The sequence below is a fragment of the Enterobacter sp. EC_50 genome, assembly GCF_019584525.1.
GTDB lineage: Bacteria > Pseudomonadota > Gammaproteobacteria > Enterobacterales > Enterobacteriaceae > Enterobacter > Enterobacter roggenkampii.
This window is the reverse complement of sequence record NZ_VDAF01000012.1, coordinates 128828-152326: the sequence shown is the minus strand read 5'-3', so window position 1 is coordinate 152326 and position 23499 is coordinate 128828. Positions and strand designations below refer to the sequence as shown.

Below are 23499 nucleotides of genomic sequence, written 5' to 3'. Positions count from 1 at the left end.
AAAAATGGAATAATATCATTCACATATTGTATTATAGGTAGCAGTATTGTTTATTTATTGCTAGTGCTTAAGACGTTTATATTTAATATATACGCAATTATAATGAACTCGATAAGATGGGAATATCATATTAAGGCTCAAGATATAGCGAAGAAACGTAAAGTAGCAGCTGAGCAACATGGGGATGAATAAAACAACTTTTGGCGGAAGATCACAGGAGTCGAACCTGCCCGGGAACGCTGGCGTCCCCAACTGGATTTGAAGTCCAGCCACCTCACCGGAGATGACGATCTTCCGCGCCTGCATTGCTACATGGAGGCGGGGCGCATTATAGCTACTTTCAGGCATTTACCACATACCCCACACCACTTTTTTCACCTCTCTTTTGACCTGTACCCCCCTGTTTCAGTTAATTCTTAAGAAAATCCTCAGGTTAGCCTTTCGTGCTCTCCAGTATTTACCGCGATCACAAAAAACAAGAAACGTAATCTGCTAACCAGAAAACGCAATACCCCCATCTGAAACAATGGTTTAAAACCAATGCAACCGGTCTCAGCGCCCCCTACAGCGTGAAGGATAAAAAAAGATGAGCGAAGTACTGTCAGTAAAAGAGAAGATTGGCTACGGCATGGGAGACGCCGCCAGCCACATCATTTTTGATAACGTCATGTTGTACATGATGTTTTTCTACACCGACATTTTCGGCATTCCCGCCGGGTTTGTCGGCACCATGTTCCTGCTGGCCCGCGCGCTGGATGCGATCTCCGACCCGTGCATGGGGCTGATTGCCGATCGCACCCGCAGCCGCTGGGGCAAGTTCCGCCCGTGGATTGTGTTCGGCGCGATCCCGTTCGGTATCGTCTGCGTGCTGGCCTACACCACGCCGGACCTCAGCCTTAACGGCAAAATGGTTTACGCCGCCGTTACCTACACCCTGCTGACCCTGCTCTATACCGTGGTCAACATTCCTTACTGCGCGCTGGGCGGCGTGATCACCAGTGACCCGACGCAGCGTATCTCCCTTCAGTCCTGGCGCTTTGTGCTGGCGACGGCGGGCGGCATGCTCTCTACGGTGCTGATGATGCCGCTGGTGAAGCTGATTGGCGGCGACGATAAGGCGTTCGGCTTCCAGGGCGGGATTGCCGTGCTGTCGGTGGTCGCATTCCTGATGCTGGCGTTCTGCTTCTTCACCACCAAAGAGCGCATCCAGGTGCCGCCGAGCACCACCTCCATGCGGGAAGACCTGCGCGACATCTGGCACAACGACCAGTGGCGCATCGTCGGCGTGCTGACCATCCTCAACATCCTCGCCGTCTGCGTGCGCGGCGGCGCGATGATGTACTACTGCACCTGGATCATGGGCTCGCCGGAAGTGTTCGTCGCGTTCCTCACCACCTACTGCGTCGGCAACCTGATTGGCTCAGCGCTGGCGAAACCGCTCACCGACTGGAAGTGCAAGGTCAGCATCTTCTGGTGGACCAACGCCGCGCTGGCGGTGGTCAGCGTGGCGATGTTCTTCGTCCCGATGCATGCCACCGTGGTGATGTTCGCCTTTATCTTCGTAATCGGCGTGCTGCACCAGCTGGTGACGCCGATCCAGTGGGTCATGATGTCCGATACCGTCGACTACGGTGAATGGACCAACGGCAAGCGCCTGACCGGCATCAGCTTTGCAGGCACGCTGTTCGTGCTGAAGTTGGGTCTGGCGCTGGGTGGGGCGATGATCGGCTGGATGCTGGCAGGCGGCGGCTACGATGCGGCGGCCAAAACCCAGAACAGCGCGACCATCAGCATCATTATCGGCCTGTTTACCCTGGCCCCGGCGGTCTGCTACGTGCTGAGCGCCATCATCGCCAAACGCTACTACACGCTGAAAACCCCCTTCCTGACCAAAATCCTGGGCGAGCTGGCGCAGGGCGCACGCCGCAACCAGCAGGAGTTTGAAAACCTGCCGGTCAGCAAAGAATTACAGAACTAAGAGGACGAGAGTATGAAAATCAGTGATGGAAACTGGCTTATTCAACCGGGCCTGAACGTGACGTATCCGGTGCAGGTATTCGACGTGGAGCAGCAGGGCAATGACCTGGTGGTGTATGTGGCGCCGCGTGACGTGCGTGAGCGCACCTGGCAGCTCGACACGTTGATGTTCACGGTGCGCCTGTTTGCTCCACAGGAAGGGATTGTGGGAGTGCGCATCGAGCACTTCCAGGGCGCGCTAAACAACGGCCCGCACTATCCGCTGAACGTTCTGAAAGACGTGAAGGTAGAGATTGAAAACAACGCCGAATTTGCCGAGCTGAAAAGCGGCAGCGTCAGCGTGCGCGTCACCAAAGGCGAGTTCTGGGCGCTGGATTTCCTGCGCAACGGCCAGCGCATTACCGGCAGCCAGCTGAAAAATAACGGCTACGTGCAGGACAGCAATACCGACCGCAATTACGTGTTCGAACGTCTGGATCTGGGCGTGGGGGAAACGGTCTACGGTCTGGGCGAGCGTTTTACCGCGCTGGTGCGCAACGGCCAGACGGTCGAAACCTGGAACCGCGATGGCGGCACCAGCACCGAGCAGTCCTACAAAAATATCCCGTTCTACCTGACCAACCGCGGCTACGGCGTGCTGGTGAATCACCCGGAAAACGTCTCGTTTGAAGTGGGCTCCGAGAAAGTCTCTAAGGTGCAGTTCAGCGTGGAAGGCGAATATCTTGAGTACTTCGTTATCGACGGCCCGACGCCGAAAGAAGTGCTGAACCGCTATACCCGCTTCACTGGGCGTCCGGCGCTGCCGCCTGCCTGGTCGTTCGGCCTGTGGCTCACCACCTCGTTCACCACCAACTACGACGAAGCCACGGTGAACAGGTTTATCGACGGCATGGCCGAACGGGACCTGCCGCTGCACGTGTTCCACTTTGACTGCTTCTGGATGAAGGCCTTCCAGTGGTGCGACTTCGAGTGGGATCCGGTGACCTTCCCGGATCCGGAAGGCATGATCCGCCGCCTGAAAGAGAAAGGGCTGAAGGTCTGCGTGTGGATTAACCCGTATATCGGCCAGAAATCCCCGATCTTCCGGGAGCTGAAAGAGAAGGGCTACCTGCTCAAGCGCCCGGACGGATCCCTGTGGCAGTGGGACAAATGGCAGCCGGGGCTGGCGATTTACGACTTCACCAACCCGGACGCGTGCCGGTGGTATGCCGACAAGCTGAAAGGGCTGGTGGATATCGGCGTCGACTGCTTCAAGACCGACTTTGGCGAGCGTATTCCGACGGACGTGCAGTGGTTCGACGGGTCCGATCCACAGAAGATGCACAACCATTACGCCTACATCTACAACGAGCTGGTGTGGAACGTGCTGAAAGAGACGGTGGGAGAAGAAGAGGCGGTGCTCTTTGCCCGCTCCGCGTCCGTGGGTGCGCAACAGTTCCCGGTGCACTGGGGTGGTGACTGCTACGCCAACTATGAATCAATGGCCGAAAGCCTGCGCGGTGGGCTGTCGATTGGCCTGTCCGGCTTCGGGTTCTGGAGCCACGATATCGGCGGGTTCGAAAACACCGCCCCGGCGCACGTCTACAAGCGCTGGTGCGCGTTCGGGCTGTTTTCCAGCCACAGCCGCCTTCACGGCAGCAAATCCTACCGCGTGCCGTGGGCGTACGATGACGAGTCCTGCGACGTGGTGCGCCACTTCACGCAGCTGAAGTGCCAGCTGATGCCGTATCTGTACCGTCAGGCGACGCTGGCGCGCGAGTTCGGCACGCCGATGCTGCGGGCGATGATGCTGGAGTTCCCGGACGATCCGGCGTGCGATTACCTCGACCGTCAGTACATGCTGGGGGATTCGTTAATGGTGGCGCCGGTGTTCTCCGAGGCGGGCGACGTGCAGTTCTACCTGCCGGAAGGGCGCTGGACGCACCTGTGGCACAACGACGAAATCCAGGGCAGCCGCTGGCATAAGCAGCAGCACGATTTCATGAGCCTGCCGGTCTACGTGCGCGACAACACGCTGCTGGCGCTGGGCAATAATAACCAGAAGCCCGACTACGCGTGGCACGAGGGGACGGCCTTCCAGCTGTTTAACCTGGATGATGGCGCAACGGCAGTGAGCGAAGTGCCTTCGGCGAACGGCGCGGTGGCGTTTACGCTGAAGGCATCGCGTCAGGGCGACATCGTGACCTTTACCGGCACGGGAGACGCGCAAAACTGGTCGGTGTGTTTGCGCAACGTGCAGACGGTGAGCGGCGTGAAGGGCGGCTCACAGGCGGGCAGCGAGTGGGGCGTGGTGGTGAAAGCCGAAGGGAATGAGGTGGTGGTTCAGCTCTGAGGTGGAAAATGCCCGGTGGCGCTTCGCTTACCGGGCCTACGGTAATTATGCGGTCTGATGCCCTCACCCACAGGGAGAGGGAACCAAAACCTCGTAGGCCGGGTAAGGCGAAGCCACCACCCGGCTTTTTACTGTGCCGGCGCCATCGCCGACACCACGCCGCCCGTCATCGTCTGCTCTACCTGCTGCTTATCCATATTCACTGCGTTCAGCTTCCCATTCACCGTTGGCTTCAGCGGCGCACTGGCCTGCACGCTGCCGCTGGCGGTGAGCTGAATATTGCCGTCACCTGCAATCGGCAGCGCAGGCCAGCCCCACTGCTGCAGCACGCTGAGCGGAACGCCGCGCCCGTTCAGGCTCACCGCGGTCTGCCGCTGCGGCAGCTGGGAAACGGTCGCCGTGGCTTCCAGAATACCTTTCTCGGTAAACGCGCTCAGGTCGGTAATGTTCACCGTCGCGGCGTTAGCATTCAGCGCCAGCGACGGACGGCGCACGTCCACGCGGTTAAAGGTCGCCGCCGCGCCGTTCAGGGTTGCGCTGCCGCCCCAGACGCCCCACTGGCGATCTTTCACCAGCTGCAGGTTTGCGCCATAGCCGTCCAGAGAGGTGATCTGCCACGGGAAGGCGGGATCGATGTCGATCACCAGGTTGCGGCTCAGGCCAAATTTTTGCAGCGTGACGCTGTTCAGCCATTCCGGCAGAGGCGCCATCCACAGCGCTTTCCAGTTTTGCGGCAGGGTATACTCCAGCCCGGCAATGGCGACATCGTCCAGCACCAGCGCTTTACCGTCGCGCAGCCAGTTACCGGACGTGCGCACCATGCCGCCTTCCCAGCGGGAGGTGAACTGGCGCAGCGCCATGCCCTGCGGGGAAAACTCCGCATTCAGGATCGGATCAAAAAGATGCAGCGAGCCGTAGATAAACTCGCTGGCGTTCATGGACAGGCGGCCTTCCTGGCTCTGCCAGTCACCTTTGCTCAGCGTCAGGTTGCGCAGGCTTAAATCGAGGTCGGTCACCGCCCAGTCCGGGCCCTGAAGCCGGGCGTCGGTCACGTCCAGACGACCAATCTGCAGAGAGGGGATAGTGGCGAGCGGTGCGAAGAACGCCGTCAGCGTTTTATCGCTCTGCAGGCGGATCTCGTTCAGGCGCATCGTGTCGATAATCCAGCTCCCGTCGGCGTTGCGCAGGGCCGAGCCGGTGAGCGAGCCCCGGGCCATATCGGCGCCAATCGTATTCAGCACCACTTCCTTGCCGTTGAGCTGGCCCTCAATCAGCACGTTGGTGGCCGGTACGCCGTTGAGGGTTAGCGAGCCTGCGCTCATCTGGATCTGCGCGTGATTACCCAGCACGTTGCCCGCTTCCGGCTGCCACGGGCTGACGCCGCCCGTCACCTTCTGCGCGCTCAGATCCCATTCGGTATTCGGGCTGTTAAAGGCCATATTGTTCAGCTGCAGGCGATCCGCCTGGAAGGGCAGCGGCGCGGTCTGCGGGGAGAGATTCAGCGTGCCGTCGAACAGGGTGATGGTGTCCATGTGCAGCGGATCGGTTATCTGGCGGCTGCTGAGGCCGATATCCACTTTTTTGGCCACCAGCGTGGCGGGTTTACCGTCCCGGCCGAAGGTGACGTTTTCCAGAATGATGTGGGATGGTGACGAAAAGCGGTGATTCATCTTGTCGAAACTGAGCTCGTAGTCGGTATTCACCGTTACCCAGCTGCTGACCTGAGTCGCGCCCCAGCGGGTCTGGAGCAGAATATAGAGCGCCAGTATCACAATGAGCAGGGCTACCAGAAGATAGACGAGTAGCTTTCCAATAAATTTCATGGTCTTCCATCCCGCAAAACGCACATAAGGGAGTTATGCACGATTTATGCGCAATCCTCAAGGCGGGAATGGTGTAAATAGATGTCACGGCAGACATTGACTGCCTGCCGTGAAGGGGATCAGTTCTTTTCAGGCGGGAAAACGAGGTTCAGCACGATAGCGGTGATACCGCCCGCGGCAATGCCGGAAGAGAGCAGGTTTTTCACCCAGTCCGGGGCAAACTGCAGGATCAGCGGCTGCTGAGAAACGCCCAGACCGACGGCCAGCGACAGCGCAATAATCATGATTGCGCGGCGGTTCAGCGGCTCGCGGGAGACGATACGCACGCCGGAGGCCGCGATCGTCCCGAACATCACCAGCGTTGCACCGCCCAGCACCGGCTCAGGGATGTGCTGCACAAAGCCGCTCACCGCCGGGAACAGGCCGAGGACGATCAGCATCAGCGCCACCACGAAGCCGACATAGCGGCTGGCCACGCCGGTCAGCTGGATCACGCCGTTGTTCTGACCGAAGCAGGAGTTCGGGAAGGTATTGAAGACCGCAGAGACAAACGAATTCAGACCGTTCGCCAGCACGCCGCCTTTCAGGCGCTTCATGTACAGCGGGCCGGAAACGGGCTGCTCGGAGACGTCGGAGGTGGCGGTGATATCTCCAATGGTCTCCAGAGAGGTGATCATAAAGACCAGCATCAGCGGCAGGAGCAGGCCCCAGTCAATGCCCAGACCGTAATACAGCGGCGTAGGGACAGTGATCAGCGCGCTGTTGGCTGGCGCGGTGTTCTCCGGCAGCATGCCCAGCGCCCACGCCAGCAGGTAGCCTGCCGCCATGGCGATCACCAGCGAGGCGACGCGCAGGTATGGGTTACGCTGGCGGTTAAGCAGAATAATGATGGCCAGCACGACGCCCGCCAGCAGCAGGTTTTTTGGCGCGCCGAAGGTGTGGTCGCTCATGGCGGCATAGCCGCCGCCGATGGAGGTGAGGCCCACCTGAATCAGCGACAGGCCGATAATCATCACGACGACGCCGGAAACCAGCGGGGTGATGACGCGGCGAGCCAGGTGCAGAACGCGGGAGATCACCATCTCCGTACAGCTGGCCAGCATCAGGGTGCCGAACAGCGCCGCCATCATGGTTGGAACATCCGCGCCGCCGGTTTTCAGGGCCGTACCGCCCATGATCAGCGGCGCCACAAAGTTAAAGCTGGTGCCCTGAATAGACAGTAAACCCGACCCCACCGGACCCCACGCTTTAATCTGGATAATCGAGGCCACGCCGGAGGCGAAGAGAGACATGCTGATAATGTGCTGCGTGTCCTGCGCCGGTAAACCGAGTGCCTGACAGATCAGCAGCGCCGGGGTGATCACCGCAACAAACATCGCCAGAAGATGCTGGCAGGCGGCGAAAAGCGTCTGCGGCAGCGGCGGGCGGCCTTCAAGGCGGTAAATCAGTTCGCTATTTTGCTTCTGCGCAATCGGTTGCGCATCAGGCGACTCTATGGTGTTAACGGACATCGGCGGCAATCCCACGGTGGAAAAGCGGGCATTTTATCTGACCACCTGGTAAAAGCAAACGATTGCCAGCAAAAAAAGACAAGAAAATCTGCCGCTGTGAACAGGTTTTCTACATCCGATGAGGAAAAAAAATTACACTTTTTGCGCCGGAAGCTCATGAAGAGCGCAAACCGGCCCAGGATAACGCCGCGTGTGTATGGAACACGCGCAAAAAGGAGCCTTCTATGATTCATCTCGATACGTTGTCGACCCTTGTTGCCGCAACGCTGGTGTTACTGCTTGGCCGTAAGCTGGTACATAGCGTTTCCCTTCTGAAAAAATACACCATTCCTGAACCTGTCGCTGGCGGCCTGCTGGTGGCGCTGGCCCTGCTGGTGCTCAAAAAAAGCATGGGCTGGGAAATCGATTTTGACATGTCCCTGAAAGACCCGCTGATGCTGGCCTTCTTTGCCACCATCGGCCTGAACGCCAACCTGGCAAGCCTGCGGGCGGGCGGTAAGGTGCTCGGCGTATTTTTGATTGTGGTGGTGGGGCTGCTGCTGATGCAAAACGCGATTGGCATCGGCATGGCGACCTTGCTGGGGCTGGATCCGCTGATGGGGCTGCTGGCGGGGTCGATTACGCTGTCAGGCGGTCACGGTACCGGGGCGGCGTGGAGTAAATTGTTCGTCGAGCGCTACGGTTTTGAAAATGCAACGGAAGTGGCGATGGCCTGTGCCACCTTTGGCCTGGTGCTGGGTGGCCTGATTGGCGGCCCGGTGGCGCGCTATCTGGTGAAGCACTCCACCACGCCGGACGGCAGGCCGGACGACGAGCTGGTACCGACCGCCTTTGAAAAGCCTGACGTTGGGCGCAGTATTACCTCGCTGGTGCTGATTGAAACCATCGCGATGATCGCCATCTGCCTCACCGTGGGCAAAGTGGTTGCGCAATGGCTGGCGGGCTCCGCGTTTGAGCTGCCGACGTTTGTCTGCGTGCTGTTTATCGGGGTGATTCTGAGCAACGGCCTGGCGCTGATGGGCTTCTACCGCGTGTTTGAACGGGCGGTGTCGGTGCTCGGCAACGTCTGCCTGTCGCTGTTCCTGGCGATGGCGCTGATGAGCCTCAAGCTGTGGGAGCTGGCCTCGCTGGCGCTGCCGATGGTGGCGATTCTGGCGGTGCAGGCCCTGTTTATGGCGCTGTACGCCATGTTTGTCACCTGGCGCATGATGGGCAAAAACTACGATGCGGCGGTGCTGGCGGCGGGTCACTGCGGGTTTGGTCTGGGGGCAACCCCAACGGCTATCGCCAACATGCAGGCGATCACCGAACGCTTCGGGCCATCGCACATGGCGTTTCTGGTGGTGCCGATGGTCGGGGCGTTCTTTATTGATATCGTCAACGCGCTGGTGATTAAGCTGTACCTGATGCTGCCGATGTTCGCCTGAAATCAGGCGTTGGAATAGCGTTCGGTTTCCGGCATCCAGCGCTCAATTAACGCTGCCGCCTGCTCGGGGTAGCGTTCATGAATGTGGCGGGCGAGGCGCTGAACCTCGGGGATCATGGCCTGATCGCGCAGCAAATCCGCGACTTTGAATTCCGCATTCCCCGTCTGACGCGTGCCCAGCAGTTCACCGGGCCCGCGGATCTCCAGGTCTTTTTGCGCAATCACAAAACCGTCGTTGCTGTCGCGCAGCACCTGCAAACGCATCTGGGCGGTTTTCGAGAGCGGCGCTTTGTAGAGCAGGACGCAGTGGGACGCTACCGCGCCACGGCCGACGCGCCCGCGAAGCTGGTGGAGCTGGGCAAGGCCAAGGCGCTCCGGGTTTTCGATAATCATCAGGCTGGAGTTCGGCACATCCACGCCCACTTCGATGACCGTGGTCGCGACCAGCAAATGCAGCTCGCCCTGTTTGAACGACTGCATCACCGCCTGCTTTTCAGCGGGCTTCATGCGTCCGTGAACCAGACCCACGTTTAGCTCCGGCAGGGCGAGCTTTAACTCTTCCCACGTGGCTTCGGCAGCCTGCGCTTCCAGCAGTTCCGACTCTTCAATCAGGGTACAGACCCAGTAGGCCTGACGCCCTTCGTGGGTACAGGCGTTGCGCACGCGGTCGATGATATCGCTTCGACGCGTGTCAGGAATGGCAACCGTCGTGACCGGCGTACGGCCCGGGGGAAGTTCGTCGATGGTGGAGGTATCCAGATCGGCGTAAGCCGTCATCGCGAGCGTGCGCGGGATCGGCGTGGCGGTCATGATCAGCTGATGCGGGTGGAAGCCCTGCTGCAGTCCCTTTTCCCACAGCGCCAGACGCTGATGCACGCCGAAGCGGTGCTGTTCATCGATAATCACCAGCGCAAGGCCGTTGAACTGCACCTGCTCCTGGAAGATAGCGTGCGTGCCGACAATCATCTGCACCTGCCCGCTGGCGATGGCTTCCTGCTGCGCAAGGCGCGCTTTGCCCTTTTGTTTTCCTGCCAGCCAGCCTACTTCAATCCCCAGCGGCGCGAACCAGGCGCGGAAATTGTTGGCGTGTTGTTCCGCCAGCAGCTCGGTCGGCGCCATTAACGCGACCTGTTTACCGTGGGCAATGGCGCGCAGGGCTGCAAGGGCGGCAACCAGCGTTTTACCGGAGCCTACATCGCCCTGTACCAGGCGCATCATCGGCACGTCGAGCGCCATATCGCGTTCAATCTCGGCGGTGACGCGCGCCTGCGCACCGGTGGGTTTAAACGGCAGAGAGGCCAGCAGCTTATCTTTGAGCGCATCGTTCTGGCTTAACGGCTGAGCGTGGAAACGCTGCGCGCCAGCGCGAAGCGCCAGCATGCTCAGATTATGGGCCAGCAATTCCTCAAGGATAAGACGCCGTTGGGCGGGGTGTTTGCCGCTTTCTAAATCGCTGAGCTGCAGCGTTGGCGGCGGACGGTGCAGGGTTCGCAGCGCTTCGGGAAGGCTCACCATGCCCTGCGCCAGCTCGGGTGGCAGCAGCTCGGTAATGGCGCAGGTGTCCAGCAGCTCCAGCGCCTGATCGGTAAGCTTACGCAGCGTGGCCTGCTTGATGCCTTCGGTCGTCGGGTAAACCGGGGTAAGTGTCTCCTGCAGTTCCGGCGTGCTGAGATCGCCCTGCACGCGGTACTCGGGGTGGATCATCTCTGCGCCGTACTTCCCGCGTTTGGCTTCGCCATAGGCCAGCACTCTGCGGCCTGTCGCCAGGCTGTTTTTCATCGCCGCGCTGAAGTTGAAGAAACGCATGGTGAGAATGCCGGTGCCGTCGCTGATCTGGCAGGTCATCATCCGGCGTCCGCCGAAGGTGATGTTGCAGTTCAGGACTTCGCCTTCAACGGTGGCGTAAATGGCAGGAAGGAGATCGCCAATCTTATAAAGCTGGGTGCGGTCTTCATAACGCAGGGGGAGGTGAAGCAGGAGATCCTGCACGGTGTGCAGGCCAATTTTGGCCAACTTACTGCTTTGCGCCGCGCCCACGCCCGTCAGGCTGTTGAGCGGGATAGCATCCAGCAGGCGGCCTTTCATCGCTTACCCGGCGTACTGCATGGTGGCCCACCACTCGGCATCGGCTTCAATTTCGCCCTGCGCGTTGACGTGGGGGTAAGGCAATTTTTTCTGCTTCGCAACGCGAGCCAGCACCGGATAACCGCCTTCAAACAGCAGGCGCTGCTGTTCATTTTCCGGCAGCATGCTGTTGCTACGCTCGTACATGCCGGCGTTCTGACGCTGGCGCTGCGCTTCATACAGAATGAGCGCGGACGCCACGGAGACATTGAGAGACTGGACCATGCCGATCATCGGAATGATGATGTCCCGATCCGCCAGATCCAGCGCTTCCTGTGAGATCCCGGTTTTCTCCTGACCCATCAAAATGCAGGTCGGGCGAGTGTAGTCGATCTCGCGAAAATCCACGGCTTTAGCGGACAAGTTAGTGGCAAGGATTTGCATCCCGCGCCCTTTCAGGTGCGAAACGGCATCGCCAATTGTCTGGTGAGATTTGACGGAAACCCAGCTGTTACTGCCTGCCGCCGCCGAGACCATGGTGCGCATCCGGTGACCCGGCCAGACGGCGTGCACTTCATGCACACCGACGGCATCGGCGGTACGGACGATAGCAGAGACGTTATGCGGTTTATGGACCTGCTCCATGCAGACCGTCAGGTCAGGCTGACGCCTGGCGAGCATTTCGCATATCCGCGCGTAACGTTGTGAATTCATACCACTAGTTTCGGTTACGGGTGACTTTAATCACGTCCGGCATGACGCGGATCTTGCGCATGATATTCGCCAGATGCACGCGGTCGCGGGCGGTCAGACGAATAAAGGCGCTGTACACGCGGCCATCTTTTTCTTCCGTATTCAGGCTTTGAATATTGGAAGAGGCCGTGTTGATCGCTGCCGTCAGGTTCGCCAGGGCACCCTGGTGGTTGAACATATCCACCTTAATCTCGGTGATAAATTCCTGCGCCGTCTCTTTATCCCACTCGACCGCCATAAACTTCTCGGCTTCTTTCTGGTAGCCGCGAATGTTACGACAGGATTCGTGGTGGATAACCAGCCCTTTACCTGGGCTGACGTGCGCAATAATCGGGTCGCCTGGAATTGGACGGCAACATTTTGCGAAGGTGATCAGCACCCCGTCCGCGCCTTTGATTGGCAGATGAGCATGGCCGGATGCGCCTGGCGCAGAAGGTATTGCTTCGCCCTGCTGCAGGTTTTTCGCCACCACGACGCTCATGGCGTTGCCCAGACCAATTTCCGCCAGCAGATCGTCAAGAGACGTGAGCTTCATACGGTCGAGCTCGCGCTGGATATGCTCCGGTGGGATCTCAGCCAGCTTACGGCTGCCGCCCAACGCGTGGTTGAGCAGACGACGCCCCAGGCTGACGGAATCATCACGCTTGAGATTTTTCAGCAGCTGACGGATTTTAGCGCGCGCTTTGGAGCTCACGACAAAGTTCAGCCAGGCCGCGTTCGGACGTGCGCCCGGTGCGGTAATAATTTCCACCGTCTGGCCGCTGGCGAGCGGCTGAGACAGCGGGTAAGGCTGTCTGTCGACGCGCGCGCCCACGCAGGCATGGCCGATATCGGTATGCACGGCGTAAGCGAAGTCGACCGGCGTTGCACCCGCAGGCAGTTCGACAATGCGACCTTCGGGGGTGAAAACGTAAATCTCATCCGGGAAGAGATCGGATTTCACGCTCTCGATAAATTCAAACGAGCTACCCGCACTCTGCTGAAGTTCCAGCAGGCTCTGCATCCAGCGCTGGGCGCGGATTTGTGCGGTCGTACTGCTTTCGCCACCGTGCTCTTTATAGGCCCAGTGCGCGGCAACACCCATCTCTGCCATCTGGTCCATGTCTTCGGTGCGAATTTGCACCTCAACAGGCACGCCGTGCGGCCCGATCATCGAGGTGTGCAAAGATTGATAGCCGTTCGCTTTTGGAATGGCGATGTAATCTTTCATCCGCCCCGGACGCGGTTTGTAGAGGCTGTGCATCTGCCCCAGCACGCGATAGCAGGTGTCCGAGTCATGGACAATGACGCGGAAGGCGTAGATATCCATGATCGAGTGAAAACGCTGCTCCTTGAGCACCATTTTGCAGTAGATGGAGTACAGATGCTTCTCCCGACCGCTGACGCGGCACGGAATTCCCGCTTCCTGCAAGCGCCCTTCGATTTCAGAGAGGATCTTTTGAATCATCTCCTTACGGTTGCCGCGTGCGGCTTTCACCACCTCTTTAATCACGCGATAGCGGTTCGGGTACAACGCTTCAAAACCCAGCTCTTCCAGCTCGGTTTTAATGTGGTGAATACCTAAACGGTGCGCCAGCGGACTGTAGATTTCGAGGGTTTCACGGGCAATGCGGCGACGTTTATCCGGGCGAAGTGAGCCCAGCGTGCGCATGTTGTGGGTGCGGTCAGCGAGTTTGATGAGAATGACGCGGATATCCTGCACCATCGCCATAATCATCTTGCGGAAGTTTTCGGCTTGCGCCTCTTTCTTGTCGCGGAAATTCAGCTTATCAAGCTTAGAAACCCCTTCCACCAGTTCGGCAACGCTTTTGCCAAACAACTGTTCCATGTCCTGGTAAGTGGCAGGGGTATCTTCAATCACGTCGTGCAGCAGCGCGGCCATCAGCGTTTCGTAGTCGAGTTTCATCTCGGCCAGAATACAGGCCACCGCTACCGGGTGCGTGATGTAGGGTTCACCGCTTGAACGTGTCTGGCCCTCGTGAGCGTCACGTGCAACGAGATACGCCTGCTGAAGACGCTTAATCTGGTCTTCAGGCAGGTAGATTTGAATCAGTTGATTCAGGCTTTCAAACAGATACAAGGGCGACCCGCAGGTTTAATTAACGACGACCTTCAGCAATAGCGGTTACGGCCTGCAGTTCTGCGGCTTCCTGCTCTTGCTGCTCCTGGCGCTCACGCACGTCGAGGATCTGGTTGTTGATCAGACCTTCTTCGATTTCGCGAAGTGCAATAACGGTGGTTTTATCGTTTTCTTCCGGTACCAGCGGATCTTTACCGCCTACCTGCATCTGACGAGCGCGACGCGCGGCGACCAGCACCAGGTCAAAACGGTTACCAATTTTCTCTACAGCGTCCTGAACAGTTACGCGTGCCATACTTAAAATGCTCCACAGGTGAAGAAATGACTGGGCATGATACTGAAAGTGGGTTCAGTCTGCCAACAGTTTGGTGATTAATGCGTCATGTCGCTGCTTCTGGCGGCTCATACGCAGACGTTCTGCACGAAGAATGGTTTTGAGATCGCTCAGTGCGGCATCAAAATCATCATTCACAATAAGGTAATCATATTCCGCGTAATGGCTCATTTCTGCAACAGCCTGTTCCATACGCTTTGCGATGACTTCTTCGCTGTCCTGACCGCGGCCACGCAGGCGGCGATCCAGCTCATCTTTCGATGGCGGTAAAATAAAGATACTGCGCGAGTCAGGCATTTTCTTGCGAATTTGCTGTGCACCCTGCCAGTCGATATCCAGGAACACATTAACGCCCGTGGCCAGAACCTGCTCAATGGTTTCACGCGAGGTACCGTAGTAATTACCGAATACTTCCGCGTGTTCAAGAAACGCGTCTCTGCCGATCATCGCTCTGAACTCGTCGTGATCCACAAAGAAATAGTGTTCGCCGTGCACTTCACCCGGACGCGGTTGACGCGTGGTGTGAGAAACAGAAACCTGTGTGTCGTACAACGGTTGGGTTTTTAACAGTGCCTGAATAAGGCTGGATTTACCCGCGCCACTAGGGGCAGAAACAATATACAGCGTGCCTTGAGCCATGAGAGTCTTTTGTATGTGTTAACGAAGAAGTCCTACATACGGGCTTATTATACACGTCACTGCCGTGTGACGTAGCCTTTGTCACACTTTTTCCCCTGGATTATTGAATTTTGCGTGCCGTTTTCAGGTTTTATATGGGGTTTTCAGCAACCCAAAGAAATACCGGATAGCGTCTCGCATTGTGAGTCGTTGCCGTTAGCGTTGTTTCAGGCATCGGGATATACCTCCTGCAACACAAAGGAGGAGTAGCAATGTGGCGATGGATAAGCGGGTTAATGCTCTTGTAGAGTGGCTATGGCGCGGCGGTGTGCCCGGTGTGGTCGCAGGCAAAAGCTGAGAAAGAGATGGCGTCGTTAAGCGCGCAAATCAAACGCTGGGATGACGCTTACTGGAAGCAGGGCGTGAGCGAGGTCAACGACGAAGTTTACGACCAGCTTAACGGGCGCTTAATGCAGTGGCAGCACTGTTTTGGCAGTGAGCCTTCAGAGGAGAAACTCCCTGCGCTGGTGGGAAGCGTAAAACATCCTGTTGCCCATACGGGCGTACATAAAGTGGCCAGCAAAGAGGAGTTGAGACAGTGGATGCGTGCGCGGCAGCATCTGTGGATGCAGCCCAAAGTTGACGGTGTGGCGGTTACGCTGGTCTATCGTGACGGAACGTTAACCCAGGCCATCAGTCGTGGTGATGGCCTGAAAGGGGAAGACTGGACCGGGAAGGTGCGTTTGATCCCGACTATTCCGCAAAAGCTCACCGGCAAGCTGGCGAACAGCGTCTTACAGGGTGAGCTTTTCTGGCTAAGCGACAATCATATTCAGCGGCAGATGGGCGGGATGAACGCTCGCGCAAAGGTGGCGGGGGCGATGATGCGGCAAAAGGATAACTCAGTTTTGAGCAAAATCGGCGTGTTCATCTGGGCCTGGCCGGATGGGCCGAAAGATATGCAGACATCTTTAGCTGAACTGTCTCAGGCCGGTTTTACGCTGTCGGCACGGTATACGCTACCCGCCGATTCTGTTGATGCCGTTGAGAAACAGCGCGCCGCCTGGCACGTAACCGGATTACCCTTTGCCACGGATGGCATTGTGGTGCGTTCGGAGGATGCGCCCGCAGGGGAAGGCTGGTTACCGGGCGAAGGCAACTGGCTGGTTGCGTGGAAATATGCGCCTGCAGCCCAGGTGGCCGAGGTGAGTGATATTCATTTTTCCGTGGGGCGAACGGGCAAAATGTCCGTTGTAGCCGCACTGGAACCTGTGCAACTGGACGATAAACAGGTACGGCGGGTGAGTCTGGGCTCGGTTGAGCGCTGGCAGAGGCTGGATATTGCCTCAGGGGATCAGATACAGGTCAGCCTGGCCGGGCAGGGTATTCCCCGGTTTGATAAGGTGGTCTGGCGCGGGACGGACAGACATAAACCCGAGCCTCCAGCCTCGCGTTATCATGCGCTGAGCTGTTTCTATGCTTCTCCGGAATGTATGGAACAGTTCTTTGCCCGACTGACCTGGCTCAGCTCAAAGCAGGTGCTTGATATTGAAGGATTAGGCGAGTCAGGCTGGCGCACCCTCTGGCAGGCACATCATTTTGAACACCTCTTTTCGTGGCTGTTATTAACGCAGGCGCAAATGCAGGCTACGCCTGGGTTTTCCTCCGCGCGCGGGCTGGCGCTCTGGCATCGATTTAATCTGGTGCGCGAGAAGCCATTTATTCGCTGGCTCATGGCATTGGGTGTTCCGCTGACACAGGCTTCGCTGAAGGCGATGGGGAACGTAACGTGGCAGACGCTGAGTGGACATAACGTAAAGAACTGGCAAAGCCTGCCGGGAACGGGAGAGAGGAAGGCGCGACAAATTGTTGTCTGGATGGACTCGCCTCAGATTGATGTGCTGGCGAAATGGCTCGCTGGACAGCACATCAACGGGTTCTGAAGTTAGTGGGCGCTGTGCTTGTAATGAAACACGGGCAGTCCGAGCTTCAGACGCAGCGCCAGCATGCGGGCTGTAAAGCCAAACAGCAGTGTCGAGATGACCACCACATCATGGTTCGAAACGTAATGCTGCAGAGCGATATAGAGTACCGCTGCTGCAAAAGAGATACCGGCGTACAGCTCTTTTTGAAAGACCAGAGGAATGCGCTTGCAGAACATATCGCGCAGCACACCGCCGAATACGCCCGTGACCACGGCGGCAATGGTAGCGATAACAGGTCCTTCCCCCATATCCAGCGCGATTTGTGCTCCGATAATCGAGAAAACCACCAGACCTAAAGCGTCAAGGACTAAAAACAGGCGGCGAAGATGGGGCATGACGGGCGCCACTATGGTAGTTAACACGGCAGCTGTCGCCACGATAATGACGTACTCAGGGTGTTTGACCCAGCCAAGCGGATAATGTCCCAGCAGAATATCGCGTACCGAGCCGCCGCCCAGCGCGGTCGCTGTAGCAATAATGATCACGCCGAAGGTGTCCATACGGCGACGTCCGGCAGCAAGTGCGCCGGTCATGGCTTCTGCGGTGATGCCAATGAGATAAAGGATGTGAAGCAGCATATTTCCTCCGGTGTGAACGCGGGGGAGGTTAGCGATTTGTGCGCAAGATCACGATTGAGTTTTTCTAAGGCGACTGCGTTTGCCCTATAAATTTTTATCAAGTTATGTTGAATCAGCTTGATGAAAGGCGGTGACGCGCAAAATCAGGTGCCGGAATGGATTAGAAATAATAATGGGTGGTGCCGTCGACACCACCCGATAAGGCATTACTCAATATTCTGGATCTGCTCGCGCATTTGCTCAATCAGCACTTTCAACTCAATCGCTGAATTCGTCACTTCTGCATTGATCGACTTAGACGCAAGAGTGTTCGACTCGCGGTTGAACTCCTGCATCATAAAGTCCAGACGGCGGCCTACCGCTTCCTTTTTCTTCAGAATGTTGTAGGTCTCTTTAACGTGCGCTTCCAGACGGTCCAGCTCTTCAGCGACATCAATACGTTGCGCCATCAGCACCAGCTCTTGTTCCAGACGGGTGTTTTCCAGCTGAACTTCTGCCTCTTCCAGTTTGGCGACCAGGCGCTCGCGCTGCCACTGCAGCACTTCCGGCATATGGGTGCGAACCTTAGCCACTTCCGCACTCACGCCTTCAAGGCGCTGCTCAATCATCGCTTTAAGCGCCTGACCTTCGGTTTCGCGGGCAACGATAAAGTCATCCAGCGTGCCGTCGAGGGCGGCCAGAATTTCAGCGGCAATCGCGTCCAGATCCTGCTCGCCGGCGGCCATGACGCCAGGCCAGCGCAGAATATCAACCGGGTTGATTTCGCCTTCATCGCTCTGCATTTTGACCCAGTTCGCCGCATTCACGAGCTGTTTCGCCAGTTTTTCGTTGAGGATCAGCTCGCCCTGTGCGCTGGCATCAGGCTCAAAGCGCAGGTTACATTCCACTTTACCGCGCGTCAGACGCGTACGGATACGCTCGCGAACAACAGGCTCAAGGCTGCGGAACTGCTCCGGCATACGGAAATACGTTTCCAGGTAACGCTGGTTTACCGAGCGCATTTCCCATGTAGCGCTACCCCAGCTACCCTTGATTTCACGCCGGGCGTAGGCGGTCATACTGCGGATCATAGACATTCCCGTTTTTAAAGGAGAGATGGGGGGATTATAGCTTTCGGGGGCTTCTCAGGATAGGAATAAGCGTCCTTTATCCGTATAATGCGCAGCCACATTCGTTTCAAGCCGGAGAATCCATCATGCGTCCATCAGGTCGTAGCGCCAATCAGGTGCGTCCCGTCACCCTGACCCGTAACTATACAAAACACGCTGAAGGCTCCGTGCTGGTTGAGTTTGGTGACACCAAAGTGCTGTGTACCGCATCCATCGAAGAAGGCGTTCCGCGCTTCCTGAAAGGTCAGGGCCAGGGCTGGATCACCGCCGAGTACGGCATGCTGCCGCGCGCGACCCATACCCGTAACGCCCGTGAAGCGGCGAAGGGTAAGCAGGGCGGTCGTACCATGGAAATTCAGCGTCTGATCGCGCGTGCGCTGCGCGCCGCCGTTGATCTGAAAACCCTCGGCGAATTCACGATTACCCTGGACTGCGACGTGATCCAGGCCGATGGTGGCACGCGTACGGCCTCTATTACCGGCGCCTGTGTAGCGCTGGCCGATGCCCTGAACAAGCTGGTTGCAGCCGGTAAGCTGAAAACCAATCCAATGAAAGGCATGGTTGCGGCGGTCTCCGTAGGCATCGTTAACGGTGAAGCGCTTTGCGATCTGGAATACGTTGAAGATTCCGCTGCAGAGACAGACATGAACGTGGTGATGACCGAAGACGGTCGCATCATTGAGGTGCAGGGCACGGCAGAAGGCGAGCCGTTCACCCACGAAGAGCTTCTCTCCCTGCTGGCGTTGGCCCGAGGGGGAATCGAATCCATTGTCACGACGCAGAAAGCGGCGTTAGAAAATTGATTTTAAAGGCGACCAATGAGTCGCCTTTTTTTTGCCTGTAAGACAGAAAAACCAAAGGAGCTAATCCATGAAATCGTATCAGCGCCAGTTTATTGAGTTTGCGCTTAACAAGCAGGTACTTAAGTTTGGCGAATTTACGCTGAAATCCGGGCGTAAAAGTCCTTATTTCTTCAACGCCGGGCTGTTTAATACCGGGCGCGATCTGGCACTGTTAGGCCGTTTCTATGCCGAAGCGCTGGTGGATTCCGGGATTGATTTTGACCTGCTGTTTGGCCCGGCCTATAAGGGCATTCCGATTGCGACCACTACCGCGGTGGCGCTGGCGGAACATCATGATCGCGACGTGCCGTACTGCTTTAACCGCAAAGAAGCCAAAACCCACGGTGAAGGCGGGAATCTGGTCGGCAGCCCGCTGCAGGGCCGCGTCATGCTGGTGGACGATGTGATCACCGCGGGCACGGCGATCCGCGAATCAATGGAGATTATCCAGGCCAACGGTGCAACGCTGGCTGGCGTGTTGATTTCGCTGGATCGTCAGGAGCGTGGTCGCGGAGAAATTTCCGCCATTCAGGAAGTGGAGCGGGATTACAACTGCACTGTGACGTCAATAATCACCCTGAAAGATCTGATTGCGTATCTGGAAGAGAAGCCTGAGATGGCGGACCATCTGGCAGCGGTAAAAGCGTATCGCGAAGCGTTCGGGGTTTAATTGCATTGCCCGGTGGCGTTGTTGTATGACCGGGCCTACCCGTTCGTAGGCCGGATAAGGCGACGCCGCCATCCGGCGATGGCGTTACTGTAATTGTGCTGCGACTAACGGCCAGCGGGCGTCAAAATCGTCCGTTGGACGGTATTTGAACTCGCTGCGCACAAAGCGGGAAAGCATCCCTTCACAAAACGCCAGAATCTGGCTCGCCAGCAGCGTTTCATCAATGCTGTATCCTTCACCCTCACGCATTTTCTTCTCGCGCAGCACCTGGCGCAGCTGCGCTTCAATGCGTTCGAAAAGCTGGTTAATGCGGCCCTGGAGTCTGTCCTGCTCAAACATCAGCGCGTGGCCGGTCAGGATACGGGTTAAGCCCGGATTGCGTTCACCGAAGCCCAGGATTAACAGCACTATCAGACGCAGACGCGCGGTAGTGTCTTTTTCGTCTTTCAGAATCAGGTTGATGCGCGTGATCAGGCTGTCTTCAATAAACTCGATCAGACTGTCGAACATCCGGGTCTTGCTCGGAAAATGACGGTACAGCGCCGCCTCAGACACGCCTACGGAGGCGGCCAGTTTAGCGGTGGTGATGCGTTGACTGCCATCGCTGGATTCAAGCATCAGAGCCAGAGATTGAAGTATTTCTTCGCGACGATTCCTTTTCGCGGTTTGTTTTTCTGCCATGTTACAAAATACCCCTGAAAATAAGCACTTGCCAGGCTGGCATCCACACAGCGACCGCAAACGGACCTTTGCGGTTTGTTATTGCATTATGACGCTGTGAGATACGTGTTTGTCGGGCCGTTATTTGCGCCCGGAATGGCCGAAGCCGCCTTCGCCACGGTCGGTGGCGTCAAAGTCTGCCACCAGGTTAAATTCTGCCTGTACCACCGGTACAAAGACCATCTGTGCGATACGCTCGCCCGGTTCAATGGTGAAGCTGTCCTGACCACGGTTCCAGACGGAGACCATCAGTTGACCCTGATAGTCGGAGTCGATCAGGCCCACCAGGTTACCCAGCACAACGCCGTGCTTATGGCCCAGGCCAGAACGCGGCAGGATAACCGCTGCCAGCGACGGGTCAGCAATGTGAATCGCCAGGCCAGTCGGAACCAGGGTCGTGGCACCCGGAGCCAGTTCTACGGCGTCATCGAGACAGGCGCGCAGGTCAAGACCGGCAGAGCCGGAGGTGGCATAGGTTGGCAGCGGGAATTGCTCGCCAACACGCGGGTCCAGAATCTTAACGTCGATTTTTTTCATCATAACGGGTAACGATCTCGTCGAGTAAATGTTGGCCCAGGAGTTCCTTGCGCTCAAGCGGTAAGACTTTATCTCCATCCTGCCAGAAAAGGTGCAGTGCGTTGCTGTCGCTGTTAAATCCTTGTGTGGCCAGCGATACGTCGTTCGCGCAAATCAAATCGAGGTTTTTGCGGGTACGTTTTTGCCGGGCATATTCTTCCACATTATTCGTTTCTGCGGCAAACCCAACAACGTATGGCCGGTGGCTTTTTAATGCGGCGACACCGGCAACAATGTCCGGGTTTTTCACCATTTTTAGTGTTAATTCATCGCCTTGCTTTTTAATTTTAGCCTCGGCGATCGTCTCAGCACGATAGTCTGCAACGGCCGCACAGCCGATAAAAATCTGCTGGCTTTGCGCATGTGCCTGCACGGCGGCTTCCATCTCCAGCGCGGTGGTAACGTCAATTCGCTTCACACACGCAGGGGTAGGCAGAGAGACCGGGCCGCTCACCAGCGTGACGTTCGCACCACGCTTCGCGGCGGCAGCGGCAATCGCAAAGCCCATTTTGCCGGAACTGTGGTTGGTGATGTAGCGCACCGGATCCAGCGGCTCGCGCGTGGGGCCCGCGGTAATCATGATGTTGAGATGTTGCAGATCGTTGACAGGCGAAAAGTGGGCTGCGGCCATATCAACAATCGTCAGCGGATCAAGCATGCGGCCCGGGCCAACATCGCCGCAGGCCTGGCTACCGCTGTCCGGACCCCAGATAAGCAGGCCGCGTGAGGCCAGGGTCTCAAGATTGTGCTGCGTAGCCGCGTTACGGTACATCTGCTGGTTCATGGCAGGCACGACGGCAACAGGCGCAGGTGTGGCCAGACAAATGGTGGAGACCAGGTCGTTTGCCATACCGGCCGCTACCCGGGCGATTAAATCAGCCGTGGCGGGGGCGAGGATAACCAGGTCTGCCCATTTCCCAAGCTCAATATGGCCCATCGCGGCTTCGGCGGCCGGATCGAGCAGGCTGTCAGATACCGGGTATCCTGAAACGGCCTGCAGGCTCAGAGGAGTGATAAAGGCTTTACCGCCTTCGGTTATCGCGACCCGCACATCTGCCCCGCGCTCGCGCAGACGACGCACCAGCTCCGGCGCTTTGTAGGCAGCAATACCGCCGCTCACGCCAAGAACGATTTTTTTACCGGCCAGGCTCATCATGATTCTTTCCTGTTGGGGTTCACCAGAGAGCGGGCATTTTATCACAATCCCCAAAACGGGGTGATTTTGTCCTTCGACCACTTTGCGAGGCGCTACGCAAGAACGCAACGTGGTCGTCGAGTGCCTGACTGGCCTGTGGCAGCATGCGGTTAAAAAAGGGAGAAAGAGCATGGAAGAAGAGGATGAGCCGCTGCTGCCGCGCGAAAAACTGCTGCGCTATGACGTCACCCTGTTAAAAGATGATGAACTGCTGGCGCTCTTTTTACGTACCGGAACGCCCGGTAAAACGGTATTTACGCTGGCAAAAGAGCTGATCGTACATTTCGGTTCTCTGCACGGTTTGCTGACCGCCGAACTGGCGCAGTTTAAGCACGTAGAAGGGATCGGTGTGGCGAAATATGCCCAGTTGCGGGCCATTGCTGAACTTGCCCGCCGTTTTTACAATGTCCGCATGGAGAAGGACGATCCGATCCTGACGCCAGCGATGACGCGTGAATACCTGCAAAGCCAGTTAACCGATATCGAGCGCGAGATCTTTATGGTGATCTTTGTCGATAACAGAAACCGGGTACTGAAACATAGCTGCCTCTTTGCCGGCACGTTAAGCCACGTTGAGGTGCATCCGCGAGAAATTGTGCGGGAAGCGATAAAAGTGAATGCAGCGGGCGTGATCCTCGCGCATAATCACCCCTCAGGCTGTGCAGAACCGAGCAGAGCGGACAAAGAAATCACCGAGCGCATTATCAAATGCTGTCAATTCATGGACATTCGTGTGCTGGACCATCTGATAATTGGCCGCGGAGAGTACATTTCTTTTGCAGAACATGGCTGGATTTAGGCTATTTCTCGCGATCCATCGGGATCTTTGTCTGTTCGGGACTTGAGCACACCGCCGAGTCAGCGTATACTACGCCACCTTTGAGAATCTCGGGTTTGGCATTTGGG

Annotated in this window: 19 protein-coding genes and 1 tRNA gene; 7 read left to right on the top strand and 13 right to left on the bottom strand. The window is 57.3% G+C overall.

Annotated features, from left to right (window positions below):
* Positions 1 to 201: 201 nt before the first annotated feature.
* Positions 202 to 296, bottom strand: a tRNA-Sec gene (locus FHC48_RS12155).
* A gap of 290 nt (positions 297 to 586) precedes the next feature.
* On the opposite strand from FHC48_RS12155, the gene FHC48_RS12150 reads away from it, so the two are divergent.
* Both FHC48_RS12150 and yicI read left to right on the top strand, forming a co-directional pair.
* Complete coding sequence (locus FHC48_RS12150; protein ID WP_059362242.1) at positions 587 to 1978, top strand: glycoside-pentoside-hexuronide family transporter; 1392 nt, start codon at positions 587 to 589, stop codon at positions 1976 to 1978.
* Between the two features lie 12 nt (positions 1979 to 1990).
* Complete coding sequence (gene yicI, locus FHC48_RS12145; RefSeq protein ID WP_059362245.1) at positions 1991 to 4309, top strand: alpha-xylosidase; 2319 nt, start codon at positions 1991 to 1993, stop codon at positions 4307 to 4309.
* 128 nt (positions 4310 to 4437) lie between these two features.
* On the opposite strand, the gene FHC48_RS12140 is transcribed toward yicI, so the two are convergent.
* Together FHC48_RS12140 and xanP are read right to left on the bottom strand one after the other, a co-directional pair.
* Positions 4438 to 6132, bottom strand: a complete 1695-nt coding sequence (locus FHC48_RS12140) for an AsmA family protein (RefSeq protein WP_220418802.1) — start codon at positions 6130 to 6132, stop codon at positions 4438 to 4440.
* 119 nt (positions 6133 to 6251) lie between these two features.
* Positions 6252 to 7643, bottom strand: a complete 1392-nt coding sequence (gene xanP, locus FHC48_RS12135) for a xanthine/proton symporter XanP (RefSeq protein WP_119312272.1) — start codon at positions 7641 to 7643, stop codon at positions 6252 to 6254.
* 224 nt (positions 7644 to 7867) lie between these two features.
* Here xanP and gltS point away from each other — a divergent pair, with 224 nt between their 5' ends.
* The gene (gltS, locus tag FHC48_RS12130) at positions 7868 to 9070 is read left to right on the top strand and encodes a sodium/glutamate symporter (protein WP_008502669.1); all 1203 of its coding nucleotides are present in this window, start codon (positions 7868 to 7870) and stop codon (positions 9068 to 9070) included.
* Positions 9071 to 9072: 2 nt separating this feature from the next.
* Here gltS and recG read toward each other — a convergent pair whose 3' ends face one another.
* Genes recG through gmk form a run of 5 tightly spaced genes read right to left on the bottom strand, consistent with a single transcriptional unit; the run spans position 9073 to position 14939 of the window.
* A complete protein-coding gene (gene recG, locus FHC48_RS12125; protein WP_046091946.1) occupies positions 9073 to 11154 on the bottom strand; it encodes an ATP-dependent DNA helicase RecG in 2082 nt (693 codons plus the stop codon).
* Positions 11155 to 11157: 3 nt separating this feature from the next.
* Positions 11158 to 11847, bottom strand: coding sequence for a tRNA (guanosine(18)-2'-O)-methyltransferase TrmH (gene trmH / locus FHC48_RS12120; protein ID WP_032654439.1), 690 nt, complete (start codon positions 11845 to 11847; stop codon positions 11158 to 11160).
* A 4-nt stretch (positions 11848 to 11851) separates the two neighbouring features.
* On the bottom strand, positions 11852 to 13966 hold the full coding sequence (gene spoT / locus FHC48_RS12115) for a bifunctional GTP diphosphokinase/guanosine-3',5'-bis pyrophosphate 3'-pyrophosphohydrolase (RefSeq protein ID WP_008502673.1): 2115 nt from the start codon (positions 13964 to 13966) through the stop codon (positions 11852 to 11854).
* Positions 13967 to 13985: 19 nt separating this feature from the next.
* Entirely contained in the window at positions 13986 to 14261 is a 276-nt protein-coding gene (gene rpoZ / locus FHC48_RS12110) for a DNA-directed RNA polymerase subunit omega (RefSeq protein ID WP_000135058.1), read from the bottom strand.
* Between the two features lie 54 nt (positions 14262 to 14315).
* Positions 14316 to 14939, bottom strand: coding sequence for a guanylate kinase (gene gmk, locus FHC48_RS12105; protein WP_008502674.1), 624 nt, complete (start codon positions 14937 to 14939; stop codon positions 14316 to 14318).
* Positions 14940 to 15244: 305 nt separating this feature from the next.
* On the opposite strand from gmk, the gene ligB reads away from it, so the two are divergent.
* Entirely contained in the window at positions 15245 to 16861 is a 1617-nt protein-coding gene (gene ligB / locus FHC48_RS12100) for an NAD-dependent DNA ligase LigB (RefSeq protein ID WP_264372711.1), read from the top strand.
* Positions 16862 to 16863: 2 nt separating this feature from the next.
* On the opposite strand, the gene FHC48_RS12095 is transcribed toward ligB, so the two are convergent.
* The gene (locus FHC48_RS12095) at positions 16864 to 17481 is read right to left on the bottom strand and encodes a trimeric intracellular cation channel family protein (protein WP_023345196.1); all 618 of its coding nucleotides are present in this window, start codon (positions 17479 to 17481) and stop codon (positions 16864 to 16866) included.
* 206 nt (positions 17482 to 17687) lie between these two features.
* A complete protein-coding gene (locus tag FHC48_RS12090) occupies positions 17688 to 18551 on the bottom strand; it encodes a YicC/YloC family endoribonuclease (RefSeq protein WP_008502687.1) in 864 nt (287 codons plus the stop codon).
* A 125-nt stretch (positions 18552 to 18676) separates the two neighbouring features.
* Between FHC48_RS12090 and rph the strand changes: the two genes are divergently transcribed.
* On the top strand, positions 18677 to 19393 hold the full coding sequence (gene rph, locus FHC48_RS12085; protein ID WP_006812424.1) for a ribonuclease PH: 717 nt from the start codon (positions 18677 to 18679) through the stop codon (positions 19391 to 19393).
* Positions 19394 to 19460: 67 nt separating this feature from the next.
* Positions 19461 to 20102 (top strand): orotate phosphoribosyltransferase, encoded by a 642-nt coding sequence (gene pyrE, locus FHC48_RS12080; RefSeq protein WP_039267070.1) that lies wholly within the window; start codon positions 19461 to 19463, stop codon positions 20100 to 20102.
* An 84-nt stretch (positions 20103 to 20186) separates the two neighbouring features.
* Here the strand turns inward: pyrE and slmA are convergent, their stop codons facing one another.
* The 3 genes from slmA to coaBC form a co-directional block, all read right to left on the bottom strand.
* Positions 20187 to 20783, bottom strand: a complete 597-nt coding sequence (slmA, locus tag FHC48_RS12075) for a nucleoid occlusion factor SlmA (protein WP_008502690.1) — start codon at positions 20781 to 20783, stop codon at positions 20187 to 20189.
* A gap of 120 nt (positions 20784 to 20903) precedes the next feature.
* Positions 20904 to 21362, bottom strand: a complete 459-nt coding sequence (gene dut, locus FHC48_RS12070; protein ID WP_008502691.1) for a dUTP diphosphatase — start codon at positions 21360 to 21362, stop codon at positions 20904 to 20906.
* Positions 21340 to 22551 carry a bifunctional phosphopantothenoylcysteine decarboxylase/phosphopantothenate--cysteine ligase CoaBC gene (gene coaBC / locus FHC48_RS12065; RefSeq protein WP_025910617.1) on the bottom strand — a complete coding sequence of 404 codons (1212 nt, stop codon included), beginning with the start codon at positions 22549 to 22551 and terminating at the stop codon, positions 21340 to 21342. The genes dut and coaBC overlap by 23 nt, the downstream gene beginning before the upstream one ends.
* A 172-nt stretch (positions 22552 to 22723) precedes the next feature.
* On the opposite strand from coaBC, the gene radC reads away from it, so the two are divergent.
* Positions 22724 to 23392 carry a DNA repair protein RadC gene (radC, locus tag FHC48_RS12060; protein ID WP_008502693.1) on the top strand — a complete coding sequence of 223 codons (669 nt, stop codon included), beginning with the start codon at positions 22724 to 22726 and terminating at the stop codon, positions 23390 to 23392.
* Positions 23393 to 23499: the final 107 nt, after the last annotated feature.